Raw genomic sequence first — 16,687 nt, forward strand, 5'->3', positions numbered from 1 at the left:
GCTGGGAGGAGGGCCGGGGCCCGCGCGCGGCGATTCGTGCCGTAGGGCGGGTACGTGGAAGGCGGGCGCCGCGCCGAGGGGCACCGTGCTACGGGGTGCGCGCGCCGCCGACACGCTCGCGGTGCCCGCGGAGGAACGGCCGCTGCGCTGCCTGAGTCTCCGGCCGAACCCGTTCCCGAACCAGCGGCGCCCCGGCCCCCAGGCCCTGGGCCGGGATGGGGCCCGGGCCCGCACGGCGGCGATGTGTGCGCGGCGCCGGTGTCACCATGGGCGCATGTATCACCGTACGCACCGATTCGCGAAGTCGGGCTCGGCCGTGGAACCGGACCGGTCGGCGGGTCGTCCAAGCGGCGTGCTGATGGGGAGTCTCCGCATCGCGGTATCGGCCTCGCTGCTGGCTGCGTCGCTGACCACCCTCCTCGCCGCCTGCGGCCATCAGCGCCCCGCCGCCGGCGCGCACCCCTCCCAGAGCGTCGGCGGCACGGGCCGCGTCGATACGGGGCTCGCCTATGTGACCAGCACGACCGGCGCCGTGCCCGAAGCGCATGCCGTGCTGCGGAACGAGGGTCAGCTCGCCGCCTTCGCCCGGCGCTTCGGGAAGCGGGGCGAGGCGATTCTCGCCGAGGCCGGGAAGAACGACTTCGGCCGCAACGCGCTCGTCGGCTGGTCCGCGACCACCGGATGCGCCAAGTGGCCGTCCGCCACGCTGCATCGTCCCGGGGGCGGGGATCGGCTCACGCTGGTCGCGGCCGCGCATCCCACGCCGCCGCCGGAGTGCTTCGCGCCGTTCCACATCGTCGCCGTCTTCACCGTGCCGAAGGACCGGCTGCCCGCACGGCCGCGATTCGTCGCCCCGTGACGACTCATCACGACCGAAGGCGCCCACTCATGAACGAAGTTGAAGCGAATCACCGGTTCCCATTGACCGGGCCCCACCGGGCACACCAGCGTGTCATATGAACGCCAGTCACCCCCTCCGAAGCTCATGGAAGGAGTGCGGGTGCCCAAGCCGACCTCGCGCCGCGCCCTGCTCGCCGCGGCGACCGCCGCCGTCGCCACCGCCTGCAGCCCGCGGACGCTCAGCTCGCCGGAGACGTCCGGGTCGACGTCCGCCTCACCGTCCTCGTCGCCCTCCGCGTCGGCGGCACCGCACCGGCCCGCGCCCACCCGCCCCAGCGATCGGGACCGCGCCGCGGACCTGCTCGGACGCATGACGCTGGACCAGAAGATCGGCCAGCTCTTCGTCCTGTCGGTGTACGGCCACTCCGCCACCGCTCCCGACCCGGCCGACGCCGCGGCCAACCGTAAGAAGTACGGCGTCGGCAGCGCCGCCGAGCTGGTGGCCAGGTACCACCTCGGCGGGATCATGTACACCGAGTGGGCGCACAACGTCCGCGACCCCCGGCAGATCGCCGCGCTCTCCAACGGTCTGCAGAAGGCCGCCCTGGACGGTTCGGCGGGCGTGCCGCTGCTCCTCGCGACCGACCAGGAGCACGGCATGGTGGCCCGGATCGGGGCGCCCGCCACGCTGCTGCCGGGGGCGATGGCGCTCGGCGCGGGCGGCAGCGTGCCGGACGTACGGGCGGCGGCCCGGATCGCCGGGGCGGAGCTGGCCGCGCTCGGCATCCGGCAGGACTACGCGCCGGACGCGGACGTCAACGTCGACCCGGCCAACCCGGTGATCGGCATCCGCTCCTTCGGCGCCGACCCCAAGGCGGTCGCCCGGCTGGTCGCGGCCCAGGTCCAGGGCTATCAGGGCGCCGGGGTCGCGGCCACCGCCAAGCACTTCCCGGGGCACGGCGACACCTCCGTGGACAGCCATGTCGGGCTGCCGACCATCACCCACTCCCGCAAGGAGTGGGAGCGGCTGGACGCGCCGCCGTTCCGGGCCGCCATCGCCGCCGGGATCGACTCGGTCATGACCGCGCATCTGCTGTTCCCCGCGCTCGACCCGGCCGACGACCCGGCCACCCTCTCCCGCCCCATCATCACCGGCGTTCTGCGCGACGAACTCGGCTACGACGGCGTCGTGATCACCGACTCCCTCGGCATGCAGGGCGTGCGCGAGAAGTACGGCGACGGCCGGGTGCCGGTGCTCGCGCTGAAGGCGGGTGTGGACCAGCTGCTGACCCCGCCCGATCTGCCCGCCGCCTGGAACAGCGTGCGTACGGCGGTGCGGAAGGGCGAGATCAGCGAGGCCCGGCTCGACGCGTCGGTGCTGCGCGTCCTGCGGCTCAAGGCGCGCCGGGGGCTGCTGGACGAGCCGTACACCAGCGGCCGCGCGGTGGACCGTACGGTGGGCACCCGCGCGCACGCCGCCACCGCCGCCCGGATCGCGGACCGCACCACCACACTGATCACCAACCGCGGCGGGCTGCTGCCGCTGTCGCCCCGCCGCCACCGCAGGCTGCTCGTGGTCGGCGTGGACCCCGCCGCCCCGACCGGCACCGGCGGTCCGCCGACGGCCGTCCTCGCCCGTGCCCTCGGCGCGCTCGGCTTCACGGCGAAGGCGCTGTCCACCGGCACCGGCAGCGCGCCCGATCCGTCGCCGGGGCGGATCGACGAGGCCGTGGCGGCGGCGCGCGAGCGGGACGCGGTGATCGTCCTGACGCGCGACGTCGACGCCGGGTCCGGTCAGCGGCGGCTGGTCTCCGAGGTGTCCGCGACCGGGATGCCGGTGGTGCACGTGGCGATCAAGGACCCGTACGACATCGCCCAGTTGGGCAACGACCCCGGCGCGTCGCTGGCCACCTACGGCTGGACGGACGTCGAAGTACGCGCCGCCGCCCGGGTCATCGCCGGTGAGCGGGACCCGCGCGGACGGCTGCCGGTGGCGGTGCGCCGCGCGGATGCCCCGCACCGGGTGCTGTACCCGATCGGGCACGGGCTCTCGTACTAGCGAAGCCTCCTGCCCCGCCCCGGACGGAACTGGGGCGGGGCAGGAGGCCGGGCAGGAGCGTTACGGCCTCAGGGCCGGCTCGCGCTCCACCTCCCGCTGGTCCAGCTTCGCGTCGTGGCGGGCCAGCGGCTTGGACGAGGCCGGGACACCCGCCCACTTCTGGACCGCGGCCGTGGCCTTCGCCTTCTCGTCCGCCGTCAGCTGGGCGATGTTGGAGCCGTGGTTGCCGCCGGGGGCGGTGTAGACGTAGGAGTCGCGCGCGCCCTTGCCCAGGCGGAACGGTTCGGCGCCCCACGGGTCGTTCTCCCCGTAGACGAACAGCATCCGCCGCGCGTCATGGCGGACCCAGCGGTCCACGTCCCGCATCGCGGCCGGCTTGAAGCGCATCGGGATGTCGCGCGGGACGTAGTTGCGCGGGTTGTAGATGCCCGGGTAGCGCAGCAGACCGTCCAGGTGGGGGGTCTTGAAGGTGGGTGCGCCCAGTTCGGTGCCCGCCTGGTAGTAGTACGGGGTGTAGGTCTCCAGGCCCTGGTCGGTGTAGGCGGAGAAGCCGGAGATGTCGTCGATGAACTTGTACAGCTCATCGGTGGAGGCCGTGGTGGCGGGGACGTCCGCGCAGTCCTTGAGCAGGTGGTACTGCCAGAAGGCCCACACCAGGTCGAGAACGACGTTCTCGTACGCCTTGTCGGCGCTGCCGACGACCGTGAAGGTCTGCTTCTCCTCGTCGGCCCACTTCTGGTAGCGCGCCACGATCTCGTCGCGCCGCACGAGCGCCTCGCGCTGGACCGCGTTCAGCTTGGTGCGGCACTCGGCGGTGCCGACGCCCGCGAAGAAGCGGTCGTAGGCCGAATCCTCGTTGTTGACGACGTCGTTGGGGGCGACGTAGGCGATGGTGCCCGCCATGTCGTGCGGGTAGAAGCGGCGGTAGTAGGTGGCGGTCATGCCGCCCTTGCTGCCGCCGGTGGCGAGCCAGTTCTTGCCGTAGACGCGGTGCAGCGCCCGGTACAGCCGGTGCTGGTCGCTGGCGGCCTGCCAGATGTCCAGCTTCGACCAGTCGGCGGGCTGGGGCCGCGACGGCGTGAAGAACCGATACTCCATGGACACCTGGTTGCCGTCCACGAGCTGCGTGGGCTCGCTGCGGCGCGGCGCGGTGGTCACGTTGTAGCCGGAGGTGTAGAAGACCGTCGGCCGGTCGGTGGCCTTGTGCAGCAGGGTGAACCGCTGCTCGAAGGTGCCCTTGGACGGATGCCGGTGGTCGACCGGCTGCCGGTAGGTGAAGACGAGGAAGCGGTAGCCGTCGTACGGCTGCTCCTCGACGAAGCTCATCCCGGGTATCGCCAGGACGCGTTCCTTGATGTCCGGCCCGCTCGCGGGGGCGGCCGCTGCCGCCGGTGCGCTGCCCGCACCGGCGCCGACCGCCCCCACGATTATCACGAGCGACAACAGCCATCTGAGCCCCTTGCCCATTCGCCCTCCCCTTGGGTGCACATCACCTGCGTGCACATCAATCGCACAGGTCGCCGAGAACCTATCGGGGCACAGACGACAGTGGCTAGAGGCTTCCGATCACGCCAACCGGCCGCCGAATACGGAGAGTTGTTGCCGTCACCCCCTTTCGTAGCGGGCTGTGATGGCGCATCCTGCTGACATGGACCGAGACGAACGGCACGACCGGAGCGAACGGGCCGAGCGGCTGACGCAGTATCTGACCGAATTGCAGGAACGAATCGATCCTCGCTCGCTGGAGCTGCTCATGCGGCTGCTGCGCGAGCTGAGCACCTCCCCCGCCGTCCGCGGGGGGACGTACGAACTCGGCATGGGGCCCGAGGAGAAAGAGCTGTTCACCCCCGCCCTGCAGGCCGAGCTGCTGGTGTTGTTCGGCCTGCTCACCTCCCAGGACGAGCGGGTGGTCGTCGACCTCGGCGACAGCCCGCACGCCAAGGGCATGAAGGTGCTGGTGCCCCAGGACCGGGCCCAGGACCCCGACTTCCTGCACCGCCACAAGCAGCGCGTGGCGGCCGAGGCGGAGCAGCGGGAGGCGGACCGGCGCGAGGTGGAGGGCATCGCGAGGGCGAGCGGCATGGAACCGTGACGTCACGGTACGTGATGAGCGGCGAACGCCGAGAGTTACCGGCCGTATAGTTCACGGCCGGACGGCGCACTCATGAGGCGGCGGAACCCGCCCCGAAGGCGGGGGCGTTACGCCCCCACCGGGGCCGTCTCTCCCGTGAAGGTGCGCCACAGCTCGGCATACCGGCCGTCAGGCCGTGCCACCAGCTCCTGGTGCGTACCGTCCTCGACCACCCGTCCGTGGTCCAGGACCACCACCCGGTCCGCGCGGGCCGCGGTGGTCAGCCGGTGCGCGACGACCAGCGTGGTGCGCCGGCCCGCGAGCCGGTCCGTGGCCTGGTTGACCAGGCCCTCGGTGGCCAGGTCGAGCGCGGCCGTGGCCTCGTCGAGCAGCAGGATGTCCGGGTCGACCAGCTCGGCGCGCGCGAGCGCGATCAGCTGGCGCTGCCCGGCCGACAGATTGCGCCCGCGCTCGGAGACCGCGTGCAGATAGCCGCCGTCGAGCGAGGCCACCATGGCGTGGGCGCCGACCGCCCGTGCGGCCGCCTCCACTTCGGCGTCGCTCGCGCCGGGGCGCCCGTAGGCGATGGCGTCGCGCACGGTACCCGGGAAGAGATACGGCTCCTGCGGGACGACGCCCAGCCGGTTGCGGTAGGCGGTGAGGTCCAGCTCACGCAGATCCGTGCCGTCGACCCGTACGGCGCCGCCGGTGGGGTCGTAGAAGCGGGCGACCAGCTTGACCAGCGTGGACTTGCCCGCGCCCGTCTCCCCCACGAACGCCACCGTCTGCCCGGCCGGGATGGTGAGGTCGATGCCCGACAGGGCCTCCTCGGCGGCCCCCGCCTCGTCGCCGCCGTACCGGAAGCGCACGTCCTCGAAGGCGACCTCGCCGCGGACCGTCCGCACCGCGCGCGGGTTCTTCGCCGCCGGGGTGGTGGTCGGCTCCCGCAGCAGCTCCTGGATGCGGCCCAGCGACACCGTGGCCTGCTGATAGCCGTCGAACACCTGGGAGAGCTGCTGGACGGGCGCGAAGAACAGGTCGATGTAGAGCAGATAGGCGACCAGCGCGCCCGCCGTCAGCGTCCCGTCGCTCACCCGCCCGGAGCCGACGATCAGCACCAGCGCGGCGGCGGTGGACGACAGCAGCTGGACGAACGGGAAGTACACCGAGATCAGCCACTGGCCGCGCACCCGCGCCTGCCGGTACGCGTCGCTGCGCGCGGCGAACCGCTCCCGGCCGACGCGCTCGCGCCGGAACGCCTGCACGATCCGCAGCCCCGCCACGCTCTCCTGGAGGTCGGCGTTGACGGTGCCCACGCGCTCGCGGGCGAGTTCGTACGCCTTGACGCTCTTGCGGCGGAAGACGAACGTGCCGATGATCAGCGGCGGCAGGGTCGCGAACACCACCAGCGCGAGCTGGACGTCGATCACCAGGAGCGCGACCAGGATCCCGAAGAAGGTCAGCAGGCTGACGACGGCGGTGACCAGACCGGTCTGCAGGAACGACGACAAGGCGTCCACGTCGGTGGTCATCCGCGTCATGATCTTGCCGGTCAGCTCGCGCTCGTAGTAGTCGAGCCCGAGCCGCTGCAACTGCGCGAAGATCTTGACCCGCAGGGCGTACAGCATGCGCTCGCCGGTGCGGCCGGTCAGCCGCGTCTCGCCGAACTGCGCGGCCCACTGCGCGAGGACGACGACCAGCGCCAGCCCGGACGCCGCCCACACCGCGCCGAGCGCGAGGCGCTGGACGCCCTGGTCGATGCCGTGCCGGATGAGCACGGGCAGCAGCAGCCCGGACACCGCGTCGACCGCCACCAGCAGCAGGCAGAACAGCAGCGGCGCCCTGAACCCGCGCAGCAACTGCCGCAGTCCGTACGCCCCTTCGGGCCGCGCGGCCCGCTCCTCGTCCACCTCGGGCGTGTCGGTGGCGGGCGGCAGGGCCTCCACCTTGGCCAGCAGGTCGGGCGTGGCGGGCATCCCGGTCAGCGCCCCGGCCATCCCGGGGGCGGGCGTGGCGGTGGAGCGCGCCTCCGGGGCGGTCCGGTCGTCCCCGTCGCGCCGCACCCACAGCTCGGGGGTCACGCTGTCCGCGCGCGGTGCGGCATGCTCGGGGTCGTCGCCGCCGCGCGCCACCGGCCGGTCGCCGTTCCCGTGAGTGGCGCCGTTCGCGTGGGCCGCGCCGTTCCCGTCTGCGGCGCCGTTTCCGTCTGCCGCGCCGTCATGGCACGGCTCGACCAGCCCGGTGGCGGCGGCCTCTCCGCCGAACGACCCGGCGAGCCCCGCCACCGCCGGACCCGCGTGCTCCGGGTCGTCCCCGCCGCGCGGCCGCACGGCCAGGCGCCCGGCCGGGTCGCGGGCGATGCCGCTCAGCTCGTCCGGGTCCGTCAGCAGGCGGCGGTACAGCGCACAGCGCTTGCGCAGTTCCTCGTCCGTGCCGAGGTCCACCAGGCGGCCGCCGTCCAGGACGGCGATGCGGTCGGCGAGGGCGAGGGTGGACAGGCGGTGGGCGATGAGGAGGGTCGTACGGCCCGCCATGACGCCGCGCAGCGCCTCGTGGATCTCGTGCTCCACGCGTGCGTCGACCGCCGAGGTGGCGTCGTCGAGGACGAGCAGCCGGGGGTCGGTGAGGATCGCGCGGGCCAGGGCCATGCGCTGGCGCTGGCCGCCGGAGAGGGTGAGGCCCTGCTCGCCGACCTGGGTGTCGTAGCCGTCGGGGAGGGCGGAGATGAAGCCGTCGGCCTGGGCGGCGCGGGCGGCGGCCCTGATCTGCTCGTCGTCGGCGTCCGGAAGCCCGTAGGCGAGGTTGGCGCGCACGGTGTCGGAGAAGAGGAAGCTGTCCTCGGGGACGAGCCCGATGGCGGCACGCAGCGAGGCGTATGTCAGCTCGCGGACGTCGTGGCCGCCGATCCGCACCGCGCCATCCGTCACGTCGTAGAAGCGGGGCAGCAGCATGGACAGGGTGGATTTGCCGCTGCCCGAGGCGCCGACCACGGCGACCGTCTCGCCCGGTTCGATGCGCAGTGACACCTCGGAGAGCACGGGCCGGTCGGCGTCGTAGCCGAAGGTGACGTGATCGAATTCGACCGTCGCGGGTGCGTCGGCGGGCAGTTCGCGCGCGTCCGGGCGCTCCTGGATGACCGGTTCGGTGTCGATGAGTTCGTAGACCCGCTCGACTCCGGCACGGGCCTGCTGGCCGACGGTCAGCATCATGGTGAGCATCCGCACCGGACCGACGAGCTGCGCGAGGTAGGTCGAGAAGGCGACGAAGGTGCCGAGGGTGATCTGCCCGCGGGTGGCCATCCAGCCGCCGAGCGCCAGCATCGCGACCTGGCCGAGGGCGGGGACGGCCTGGAGGGCGGGGGTGTAGCGGGCGTTGAGCCGGACCGTGCGCAGCCGGGCGGCGAAGAGCTTACGGCCGACCTCGCGGAGCTTGCCCGTCTCCTGGGCCTCCTGGCCGAAGCCCTTGACGACGCGGACGCCGGTGACGGCCCCGTCCACGACCCCGGCGACGGCGGCGGCCTGCCCCTGGGCGTACCAAGTGGCGGGGAAGAGCCGGACGCGGCTGCGCGAGGCGATGACCCACAGGGCGGGGGCGACGGCGAGGGCGACGACGGTGAGCAGCGGGGAGAGCACGGCCATCACGACGAGGGAGACCAGGAAGAGCAGCACGTTGCCGATCATCATCGGCACCATGAAGAGCAGGCCCTGGATCAGCTGGAGGTCGCTGGTGGCGCGGCCGACGATCTGGCCGGTGGACAGCTCGTCCTGGCGCCTGCCGTCGAGGCGGGCGAGCGAGTCGTACATCTCGGTCCGCAGATCGTGCTGGACGTCGAGCGCGAGCCGTCCGCCGTAGAAGCGGCGGACGTAGGTGAGGGCGTAGACGACGAGGGCCGCGACGATCAGCAGGACCGCCCAGGGCGCGAGCGCCCGGTCGTGCCGGACGATCACCTCGTCGATGATCAGCTTGGTGACGAGCGGGACCAGCGCCATGACGCCCATCCCGGCGAGCGAGGCCCCGAGCGCGAGCAGCACATTGCGGCGGTACCGCATGCTGTGGCGGATCAGCCGCCGTGCCCAGCCGGACCCCGCGCCGGTATCAGTTGTGTCGCCGTTGCCGCCCTTGCCGCCTTTGTCGCCCTTGCCGTCCGCCACTCGTGACCTCCCGGTTTTCCACTGCTACCGGAAGGCCCAACACACAGGTGTGCGGATTTCATCCTTCCGCAACAAACGGGCCGGGGGCCGGGGCCCTTACGCCGCCTCGTCGCGCGGCGCCTCCTCCGGGATGGTGACCGCGGCACAGCGCGCCGCGATGTCGTCCAGCCGCAGGCCGAGGGCGGTGGCCAGGGCGGCGATGGTGAAGAAGGCGGGGGTGGGGGCCCGACCGGTCTCGATCTTGCGGAGGGTCTCGGCCGAGATCCCGGCCCCGGCGGCGACGTCCGCCATGCTGCGTTCGCCGCGGGCCTGCCGCAGCAGGGCGCCGAGGAAGCGGCCGCGTTCGCGTTCCAGCGGAGTGAGAGGAGTGCGCACCATGACCGTGATACTAATGCCGGTATAAGAATTGGTCCACGCTCAGTTGGTCCACGCCCAGGAGGACCGCAGCGGGACGCCACGCGGCGCCGGCGTACCGCGGTACGCCGGCGCCGCGCTGCCCGGTCCCCGGGTCACCGGTCCCGCGTCACCTTCAGCTCCTCGATGCCCGCGCGCTTCTTGTCGTCCGCAGAGCGCAGCGTGACGCGGACGTAGCGGGCCGGGCCCGCCGTCCCGTCGCGCCAGTGCCTGCCGTCGAGCGAGGTCTCGACGCGGTGCGAGGCGGGCCGGGTGGTGGTCCACCGCGGGGTGACCTCGCCGATCCGTACGGTCCGGCCGAGGTCGGCGGTGAGCGTGCCCTGGGCCGCGTCGGGCACCCAGGCGGTGGCCGCGTTGCCGTCGAGGGCGGCGCCCGGCTCCATGCCCGGCTCCCGCGAACTCGCCGTCGCCTCCTGGCAGCGGGCGAGGTTGGTGGTCGGAGTGAGGTCCGGGCGGCGGGTCTTGAGGACGGCGGGGGCGCCCTCGCTCACGACCTGCTTCCCGCCCTGCGGCGTCTCGATGTCGAACGGCGCACCGGCGGTCAGCCGCACCGTCGTCTCGTGCGGGCCGATCGCCACGTCGTACGTACGGCCCTGCCAGCGCAGGCCGCGCAGGCGTACGCCGTCGCGCAGCTGCGGCGGCAGCGTGGGGTCGAGCCGTACGGCGTCCTCGCGCATCCGCATCCCGGTCAGGCCGTGGGTGAAGACCTGGAGGAAGCCGCCCTTGCCGGTGAGGAAGTCCTGGGCGGGCGACCCGGCCAGCGGGTCCTCGGCGCCCGCCTTCTCGCCGCGCGCCTCCGAGAACTGGTCGAACGAGCCGCGCACGAACGGCTTGATGGAGCGCATCAGATACGTGTACGAGGAGCAGCCGGGCTCCCCGATGGACGCGGCGTCGATCGCGTGGACCGAGTCGGTCATGGCCGGGCCGTCCGGGTCGGTGCGCGCCGCGTAGTAGTCGAGCGTCTTGGCGGCGGCCTCCCGGGACATCGGCCACTCCAGCGGATGCATGAGCAGCACGGTGTCCGCCTGCTTGATCAGCGAACCCTTGTAGCCGTCGTACTGCTGGAAGACCTGCTTCTTCTTGTCGTACGGGATGCGCAGCTTGTCCGCGATCCGGGTCCAGGCGGCGGGGGGCTTCTCACCGAGGACGCGGGCGGCGCGGGCGGCGTCGCGCAGGGCGGTGGCGGCTCCGGCGTTGGTGAACACCGCGTCGTCCACGCCGTTGCTGTACTCGTCGGGGCCCGCGACGTTTTTGATGGAGTAGCTGCCGTCGGCGTTGTGGGTGACGCGTCCGGCCCAGAACTCGGCGATCCCCTTGAGCACCGGCCAGCCGCGCTCGCGCAGCCAGGTGGCGTCCCCGGTGGCCTGGAAGTACTGCCAGGCCGCGAGGGCGATATCGCTCTGCAGGTGGTTCTGGGTGCGGCAGTGCGGCGGGTCCCAGCTGTGGCACTCGGTCCACAGCCCGCCCTTGCTCGCGCTGGTCCAGGGGTAGAAGAGGCCGGGGTAGCCGAGCTTGCGCGCGTTCGTACGGGCGCCCGCGCGGGTCTTGTAGCGGTACTCGACTACGGACTTGGCCAGTTCGGGGTGGCTCGCCAGCAGCCCCGGGTACATCCAGGTCTCGGCGTCCCAGAAGATCAGGCCGCCGTAGTTGTCGCTGGTCAGCCCGGTCGGGGAGATGCTGTTGCGGGAGCCCGCGCGGGTGGCGGACAGCAGCCCGTACTGCGCGGAGCGCACCCAGTCCTGCAGATCGCGCTGCCGGCGGCCGCCGATCTCGATGTCGGAGCGCCAGAGCTTCCGCCAGGCGGCGGTGTGCTCGGCGAACAGCGCGGGCCAGCCGCGGTCGGCGGCCCGCCGGGAGGCGGCGACGGCGTCGGCGCGCGGGGCGTGGGAGGTCAGCGCGGTGTCGACGCCGACGTACTTGGTGAACTCGTACGCGCGCCCCTGCCGCACCGGGAAGCGGACGGCCTGCCGGGCGCTCAACTTGCCGTCCTTGGCGACCCGTTCCGCGTTCGTGTTCTGTACGTTACGGCCGGGCCGCAGGGTGGACGCGACGGCGCCGTCGGTCTCGGTGCCGTCCGTACGGAAGGCCACATCGACCGTACGGCCGCCGTGCGTTCCGCCGCCGGTCTGCGTCATGCGGCGCGCGCCGCGCCCGTCGATGCGGTCGGTGACGGTGGCGTCGCCGCTCCAGTGCGGGGTCATGCGCAGCCGTACGGCGCCCACGTGCGCGTCGTTCCGGTCGGCGAGCACGTCGTAGGTGAGGTCGGTGGCGCGGCCGTCGGCCGCCGTCCAGGTGAGGGACGTACGGACGAAGCCGCAGCGCATGAAGACGGTCTGCCGGTAGTGCGAGACGCGCCCCGCGGACGTCCCCGGGCCGAAGGTCTCCGAACCCTTGCCCCCGGTGGCCACGTTCAGGGTGGACCAGTTGGGGATGGCGGCCGCGACCTGCCGGTTCTCGGTGGTCTTCTTGTTGTGCGCGTACAGACCGGAGACGAACGCGCCGTCATAGCGGGGCGTGAACAGCGGCCATCCGGTCTTGTCGCCGCCGCCCGTGTAACCGGTGCCGTTCGGCGGCACGCGCTGCCCGAGATAGCCGTTGCCCACGTACGCGTGGTAGCTGTCCTTGGGATCGATGCGGTCCGAGGTCAGCGCCCAGCCGCCGGACGGCCCACGCGCACAGCCCCCGGCGCCGGCCCGTGCCGCCGCTGAGGAGTCGGATTCGGGAGCGGCGGACGCCGGAGGCACGGCGGCGATCAGCCCGCAGACGAGCAGCGGTGCGACCAGCCGGGCGGTGCGCGGCAGCCGGGGGGTGGAGTACGTCATTGTTCTCCGTCGTGGTTCGCCGGTGACGGTCGCAGTGACGATAAAGAGGTGAACACGACAGGTCAATGGATAGGGCGATGTCTTCAACCTCTGAACATCAGTTCATGGAGATGAACTGTCAGAGCGCGGTCGGGCGCACCAGGCCTGTCTCGTACGCGAAGACCGCGGCCTGGGTGCGGTCGCGCAGGCCCAGCTTGAACAGGATCCGGCCGACATGGGTCTTCACGGTCTGCTCCGCCACCACCAGCCGGGTGGCGATCTCCGCGTTCGACAGGCCCTGTGCGATCAGGGCCAGCACCTCGGTCTCGCGCTCCGTGAGATCGCCGACGCGGTCCTTGAGGGGAGCGCGCGGGGCGCCGGCGGTCACCCGGGAGAACTCGGTGATCAGGCGCTTGGTGATGTTCGGGGCGAGCAGCGCGTCCCCGGCCGCCACCACCCGTACCGCATGGGCCAGTTCCTCGGCCGACGCGTCCTTGAGGAGAAACCCGGACGCGCCCGCGCGCAGCGCCTCGTACACGTACTCGTCGAGGTCGAAGGTGGTGAGGACGAGGACCTTGACGGTGGCACCGTCCGGTTCGGTGAGCCGGCGGGTGGCCTCGATGCCGCCGAGCCCGGGCATGCGGATGTCCATCAGCACGACATCGGGGGCGAGTTCGGCGACCTGGGCGATGGCGTCCTCCCCGTCCACGGCCTGGCCGACGACCTCGATGCCGGATTCGGCGTTCAGCAGGACGGTGAAGCCCTGGCGGACCATGCTCTGGTCGTCGGCGATCAGGACGCGGATGCTCGTGGTCATGCGGTGTCCTCGGCGGTCTCGGTCGGCCAGGCGGCCGGGGAGGGGGTGGGCTCTCGCATGGGCAGTACGGCGGTCACCTCGTAACCGCCGTCCGGCATCGGGCCGGTGGCCAGCTCGCCCCCGAGCATCGCGGTGCGCTCGCGCATCCCGAGCAGCCCGTGCCCGGCGCCCGGCGAGGGCGGGGCGGGGCCGTCCGGCGGGGTGTTGCTGACCCGTAGGGCGAGGGCGCGCGCGTGGTAGCCAAGCTCCACCCGCGCCTGCGCGCCCGGCGCGTGGCGCAGCACATTGCTCAGCGCCTCCTGCACGATGCGGAACGCCGACAGCTCGATGCCCGGCGGCAGCGGCCGCCGCTCGCCGGTGATGTCGACGGCCACCGCGATCCCGGTGCTCCGCACCCTGCCCACCAGCTCGTCCAGCCGGTCGAGGGTGGGCTGCGGGGCGTGCCGCACGCCATCGGCGAGGGCGTCCTCGGAGCGCAACACGCCCAGCACCCGGCGCAGTTCGGTCAGCGCCTCGACCGCGCTCCGGCGAATGCCCGCGAGGTTCTCCTTCAGCTCGTCGGAGGGGTTCTCGGCCAGGTGCGGGGCGACCTGCGCCTGAATGGAGATCACCGACATGTGGTGCGCGACCACGTCGTGCAGCTCGCGGGCGATCCGGTTGCGCTCCTCCAGCAGGGTGCGGCGGGCCCGCTCGCCGGCGGTGATCTCCTCCTGCTCCACCAGCCGCGCCCGGGCCACCCGGCGGCCGCGCAGCGCGGTGCCGACCACCACGGCGGTCACCAGGACCGAGACGAAGAACCCCGCGTCGCTCTCGGGGGGCGGCCCCGGCTTGATGGAGACGCGGGAGACCAGGCCCACCAGCACGCTGATCGCCAGCACCTCGGCCGCTATCCGGGGGCGGGTGCGCAGCGCCAGCAGGAACAGCACCAGCGCCTGCACCGTCAGCCCCTCGCCGGACCAGGGGAACGTCGTCTCGGAGATGGCCCCGGGCCTCGCGGTCAGCACGATCACCATCGTCACGATCGTCATCGACCACCACGCCGGGACCGGCCGGAACAGCGCCGCGGCGAGCGCCACGGACTGGACCGCGGCGAGCAGGACTCCGAGACCCGGGCCGAACCCGTACAGCTCCCCGTACTTGTCGACACACGCGATGAACAGCACCACCGCGCCCAGCACCACCGGGAGCGCCAACGCGGGCAGCCAGTCCAGCCAGCTCGGCCCGCTCCGGCGCGGCAGCGGATCGGCCGCCGTCGTCCACAAGTCCTCGCGCAGGGCGCCCGGAACCGTCCGCAGCCCCCGCGCCAACCGCCCCGCCAACGCCCGCCCCCTCATGGACGCGACCCTATCCACGCCGCACCACTCCCGCTCCCTTCCGCGCCACCCCCGCAGCCCCGCCCTGGCGGCCCTCGCGTACGACCCGGCCCTCGCGTACCACCCGGCCGCCCGTGCGCGGTCCGGCGTGCTCGTGCGTGCCGAACGCCGCGCGGCATATCAGCAGCGCCGCCGCGAACACCGGCAGCCAGGCCAGGCGGGCGGCCAGCCAGGCCGGGTCGGCGGGCACGGTGTGCAGACCGGGCAGGGGGCCGCTCAGCCGCAGGGCGGTGGCGGTGACCGCCATCATTGCGGTCTGGTGCCATAGGAAGACGGTCATCGCGGAGAGGTTCAGCAGCGCCACCCCCGCCCAGACCGCGGGCCGCGCCAGCGCCCGCCGCAGTGGTCCGAGCAGCAGCAGGGCCGCACCGCACTGGGCCAGGCCGAAGGTGACGGCGGCCAGGGTCGGCGGGTTGAGGTTGGATATCGCGGCGCCCGGCACCCCGACCATGGCCGCCGGATAGCCGCCGAACAGGACGAGCCCGGCCGTGACCGCACCGCCACCGAGCAGTAGCACCCAGCCGGTCGTGCGCCCCCGCAGTCCGCCGCGCGCCCATGCCGCGCCCAGGCAGTACGGGACCAGCCAGCCCGCCGCCAGGTTGATCCAGCCGAGCCAGGCGGGCCCGCCGAGGCCGAACCGGACCAGGTCGACATGGAGGACGACGGCGAGCGGCCACAGCGGATGCAGCCGCGCCACCAGCGGGGTCGCCGCCGTGAGCGCCGCGAAGACCAGCAGGAACCAGAGCGGTGACAGCACCAGTTTGAGCAGGGTGTGCAGGGTCGTCAGGCCCACTCCGGAGGCCAGCATCGCCCCCGCCGCCAGGGTCCACACCACCAGCAGCGCGGCGACCGGGCGGAACAGCCGGGCCATCCGGACGCCCAGCCACTGGCGGTACGTCACGCCCCGGGCGCGGGCGGACTCGTGACTCCTCACGCTCATCTGCCCGCCCACCAGGAAGAAGACAGCGAGGGTCTGCAACGCCCAGGAGAGCGGGACGAGGTGGGGCTGATACAGCAGCAGGCTCGCGGTCCGCACGGTGCCGCTGTCGGCGACGAGGGCGGTCACCAGCCAGTGGCCGAGGACCACTCCGAGGATGGCGAAGGCGCGCAGCGCGTCCACGGCGCGGTCGCGGTCGGGCGGGGTGGCGGCGTCGATGCGCCGGATCAGCTCACGCACGGCCGTCCTCCACGATCCGGGCCAGGCTCCGCAGGCTGACGGAACCGGGCTTGAGGTAGTCGCTGTGACCGCCGTCGCCCGCGTCGAAGATCCGGGCGCCGAACCCCTTCGAGACGGGATCGGTGCCCAGCCCGACGGTGGTGAACAGCAGCGGGATCCGCACATGCGGGACGTGGCCGATCCAGTCGTGCGCGCCCCGGCCCGCCCAGACGGCGGCCCGGGTGTGCAACTGGCCGACGCCGGAGGCGCCGACTCCGGGACTGCCGTACAGGACGATGTCAGCGACCGCCGGCCCGTGCGCGGCCCGGGCGCAGACCAGGGAGCCGTAGGAGTGGCAGAGCAGCGAGATCCGGGCCCGGGGCGCGGCGGTGGTCAACTCCCCGACGAAGGAGGCGAGTCGGGGCGCCGCACGGTCGGCCAGACCGGCCGTCAGCACCTCGGGGCTCACCGTGCCCGGCGTCTCGTAGCCGAGCCAGGCGACGACGGCGCCCCGCTGCCCCAGCTGGTGCTTCAGCGCGACGGCCCCGGCGCGCAGGCGCCCGTACCGGTCGAGGCTGGTGTCCGAACCCGGTACCAGGACGGCGACCCGCGCGGCGCGCGACAGATCCCCGAAGACCTCGACGGAACGGCCCCCGTCCCGCCCGTCGAAGGAGAGGAACTGCCGGGACGGTGCCGCCATCTCCCGCAGCGCGGCCGCCCGCCGCCGGTCCCCGTGGCCGGCGGCCATCCGCTCGGCGGCCCGTATGTCCGCGCGGTGGGCGGCGTACCGCGCGTCGAGGGCGGCGGGCGTCGCGGCGGTCAGCGGGGGCAGCGCCGACGGCGCGGGCGCCGGGACCGCCGCGGGCCGCGCGGCACCCGCCACCGGCACGGCCACCGAGGCGGCGACGAGCATGCCGAGCAGAGTGCGGCGGAGGCGGCCGCGCACACGGGATGCCATCGATGTCCCCTTCCGTACCGGATGTCGTATGTACGGAAGGTAGGGAG

The 16,687-nt window shown here is 73.2% G+C and carries 11 protein-coding genes; 3 read left to right on the forward strand and 8 right to left on the reverse strand.

Going from position 1 to position 16,687, the window contains the following annotated elements:
- Positions 1-274 precede the first annotated feature (274 nt).
- Both ACFZCY_RS28925 and ACFZCY_RS28930 read left to right on the forward strand, forming a co-directional pair.
- Positions 275-859, forward strand: coding sequence for a hypothetical protein (locus ACFZCY_RS28925; RefSeq protein ID WP_391179505.1), 585 nt, complete (start codon positions 275-277; stop codon positions 857-859).
- Between the two features lie 141 nt (positions 860-1,000).
- A complete protein-coding gene (locus tag ACFZCY_RS28930) occupies positions 1,001-2,899 on the forward strand; it encodes a glycoside hydrolase family 3 N-terminal domain-containing protein (protein WP_391179507.1) in 1,899 nt (632 codons plus the stop codon).
- Positions 2,900-2,959: 60 nt separating this feature from the next.
- Here ACFZCY_RS28930 and ACFZCY_RS28935 read toward each other — a convergent pair whose 3' ends face one another.
- Positions 2,960-4,366 carry a S28 family serine protease gene (locus ACFZCY_RS28935; RefSeq protein WP_391179510.1) on the reverse strand — a complete coding sequence of 469 codons (1,407 nt, stop codon included), beginning with the start codon at positions 4,364-4,366 and terminating at the stop codon, positions 2,960-2,962.
- 181 nt (positions 4,367-4,547) lie between these two features.
- On the opposite strand from ACFZCY_RS28935, the gene ACFZCY_RS28940 reads away from it, so the two are divergent.
- On the forward strand, positions 4,548-4,991 hold the full coding sequence (locus ACFZCY_RS28940) for a hypothetical protein (RefSeq protein WP_039941875.1): 444 nt from the start codon (positions 4,548-4,550) through the stop codon (positions 4,989-4,991).
- A gap of 107 nt (positions 4,992-5,098) precedes the next feature.
- Here ACFZCY_RS28940 and ACFZCY_RS28945 read toward each other — a convergent pair whose 3' ends face one another.
- The 7 genes from ACFZCY_RS28945 to ACFZCY_RS28975 all read right to left on the reverse strand — a co-directional run bounded on the left by ACFZCY_RS28945 (position 5,099) and on the right by ACFZCY_RS28975 (position 16,640).
- The gene (locus ACFZCY_RS28945) at positions 5,099-9,019 is read right to left on the reverse strand and encodes an ABC transporter transmembrane domain-containing protein (RefSeq protein ID WP_391179757.1); all 3,921 of its coding nucleotides are present in this window, start codon (positions 9,017-9,019) and stop codon (positions 5,099-5,101) included.
- Between the two features lie 198 nt (positions 9,020-9,217).
- On the reverse strand, positions 9,218-9,499 hold the full coding sequence (locus ACFZCY_RS28950) for a helix-turn-helix domain-containing protein (protein WP_391179513.1): 282 nt from the start codon (positions 9,497-9,499) through the stop codon (positions 9,218-9,220).
- Between the two features lie 131 nt (positions 9,500-9,630).
- Positions 9,631-12,357, reverse strand: a complete 2,727-nt coding sequence (locus tag ACFZCY_RS28955) for a glycosyl hydrolase family 65 protein (RefSeq protein WP_391179516.1) — start codon at positions 12,355-12,357, stop codon at positions 9,631-9,633.
- Between the two features lie 118 nt (positions 12,358-12,475).
- Positions 12,476-13,153 (reverse strand): response regulator, encoded by a 678-nt coding sequence (locus tag ACFZCY_RS28960; RefSeq protein ID WP_391179519.1) that lies wholly within the window; start codon positions 13,151-13,153, stop codon positions 12,476-12,478.
- Positions 13,150-14,487: a histidine kinase gene (locus ACFZCY_RS28965; RefSeq protein WP_391179522.1), complete on the reverse strand. Its 1,338-nt coding sequence runs from the start codon at positions 14,485-14,487 to the stop codon at positions 13,150-13,152. Before ACFZCY_RS28965 ends, ACFZCY_RS28960 begins: the two co-directional genes overlap by 4 nt.
- A gap of 10 nt (positions 14,488-14,497) precedes the next feature.
- Complete coding sequence (locus ACFZCY_RS28970; RefSeq protein ID WP_391179525.1) at positions 14,498-15,703, reverse strand: acyltransferase family protein; 1,206 nt, start codon at positions 15,701-15,703, stop codon at positions 14,498-14,500.
- On the reverse strand, positions 15,696-16,640 hold the full coding sequence (locus tag ACFZCY_RS28975; protein WP_391179529.1) for an alpha/beta hydrolase: 945 nt from the start codon (positions 16,638-16,640) through the stop codon (positions 15,696-15,698). The genes ACFZCY_RS28970 and ACFZCY_RS28975 overlap by 8 nt, the downstream gene beginning before the upstream one ends.
- Positions 16,641-16,687 lie beyond the last annotated feature (47 nt).

The organism is Streptomyces sp. NPDC007983 (genome assembly GCF_042958345.1).
Classification (GTDB): Bacteria; Actinomycetota; Actinomycetes; order Streptomycetales; family Streptomycetaceae; genus Streptomyces.

Excerpts from the sequence above, each read along its gene's own strand:
- ACFZCY_RS28925 (WP_391179505.1), top strand. The coding sequence starts at position 275 with ATGTATCACCGTACGCACCGATTCGCGAAGTCGGGCTCGGCCGTGGAA.
- ACFZCY_RS28935 (WP_391179510.1), bottom strand. The coding sequence starts at position 4,366 with ATGGGCAAGGGGCTCAGATGGCTGTTGTCGCTCGTGATAATCGTGGGG.
- ACFZCY_RS28940 (WP_039941875.1), top strand. The coding sequence starts at position 4,548 with ATGGACCGAGACGAACGGCACGACCGGAGCGAACGGGCCGAGCGGCTG.
- ACFZCY_RS28945 (WP_391179757.1), bottom strand. The coding sequence starts at position 9,019 with ATGCGGTACCGCCGCAATGTGCTGCTCGCGCTCGGGGCCTCGCTCGCC.
- ACFZCY_RS28950 (WP_391179513.1), bottom strand. The coding sequence starts at position 9,499 with ATGGTGCGCACTCCTCTCACTCCGCTGGAACGCGAACGCGGCCGCTTC.
- ACFZCY_RS28955 (WP_391179516.1), bottom strand. The coding sequence starts at position 12,357 with ATGACGTACTCCACCCCCCGGCTGCCGCGCACCGCCCGGCTGGTCGCA.
- ACFZCY_RS28960 (WP_391179519.1), bottom strand. The coding sequence starts at position 13,153 with ATGACCACGAGCATCCGCGTCCTGATCGCCGACGACCAGAGCATGGTC.
- ACFZCY_RS28965 (WP_391179522.1), bottom strand. The coding sequence starts at position 14,487 with ATGAGGGGGCGGGCGTTGGCGGGGCGGTTGGCGCGGGGGCTGCGGACG.
- ACFZCY_RS28975 (WP_391179529.1), bottom strand. The coding sequence starts at position 16,640 with ATGGCATCCCGTGTGCGCGGCCGCCTCCGCCGCACTCTGCTCGGCATG.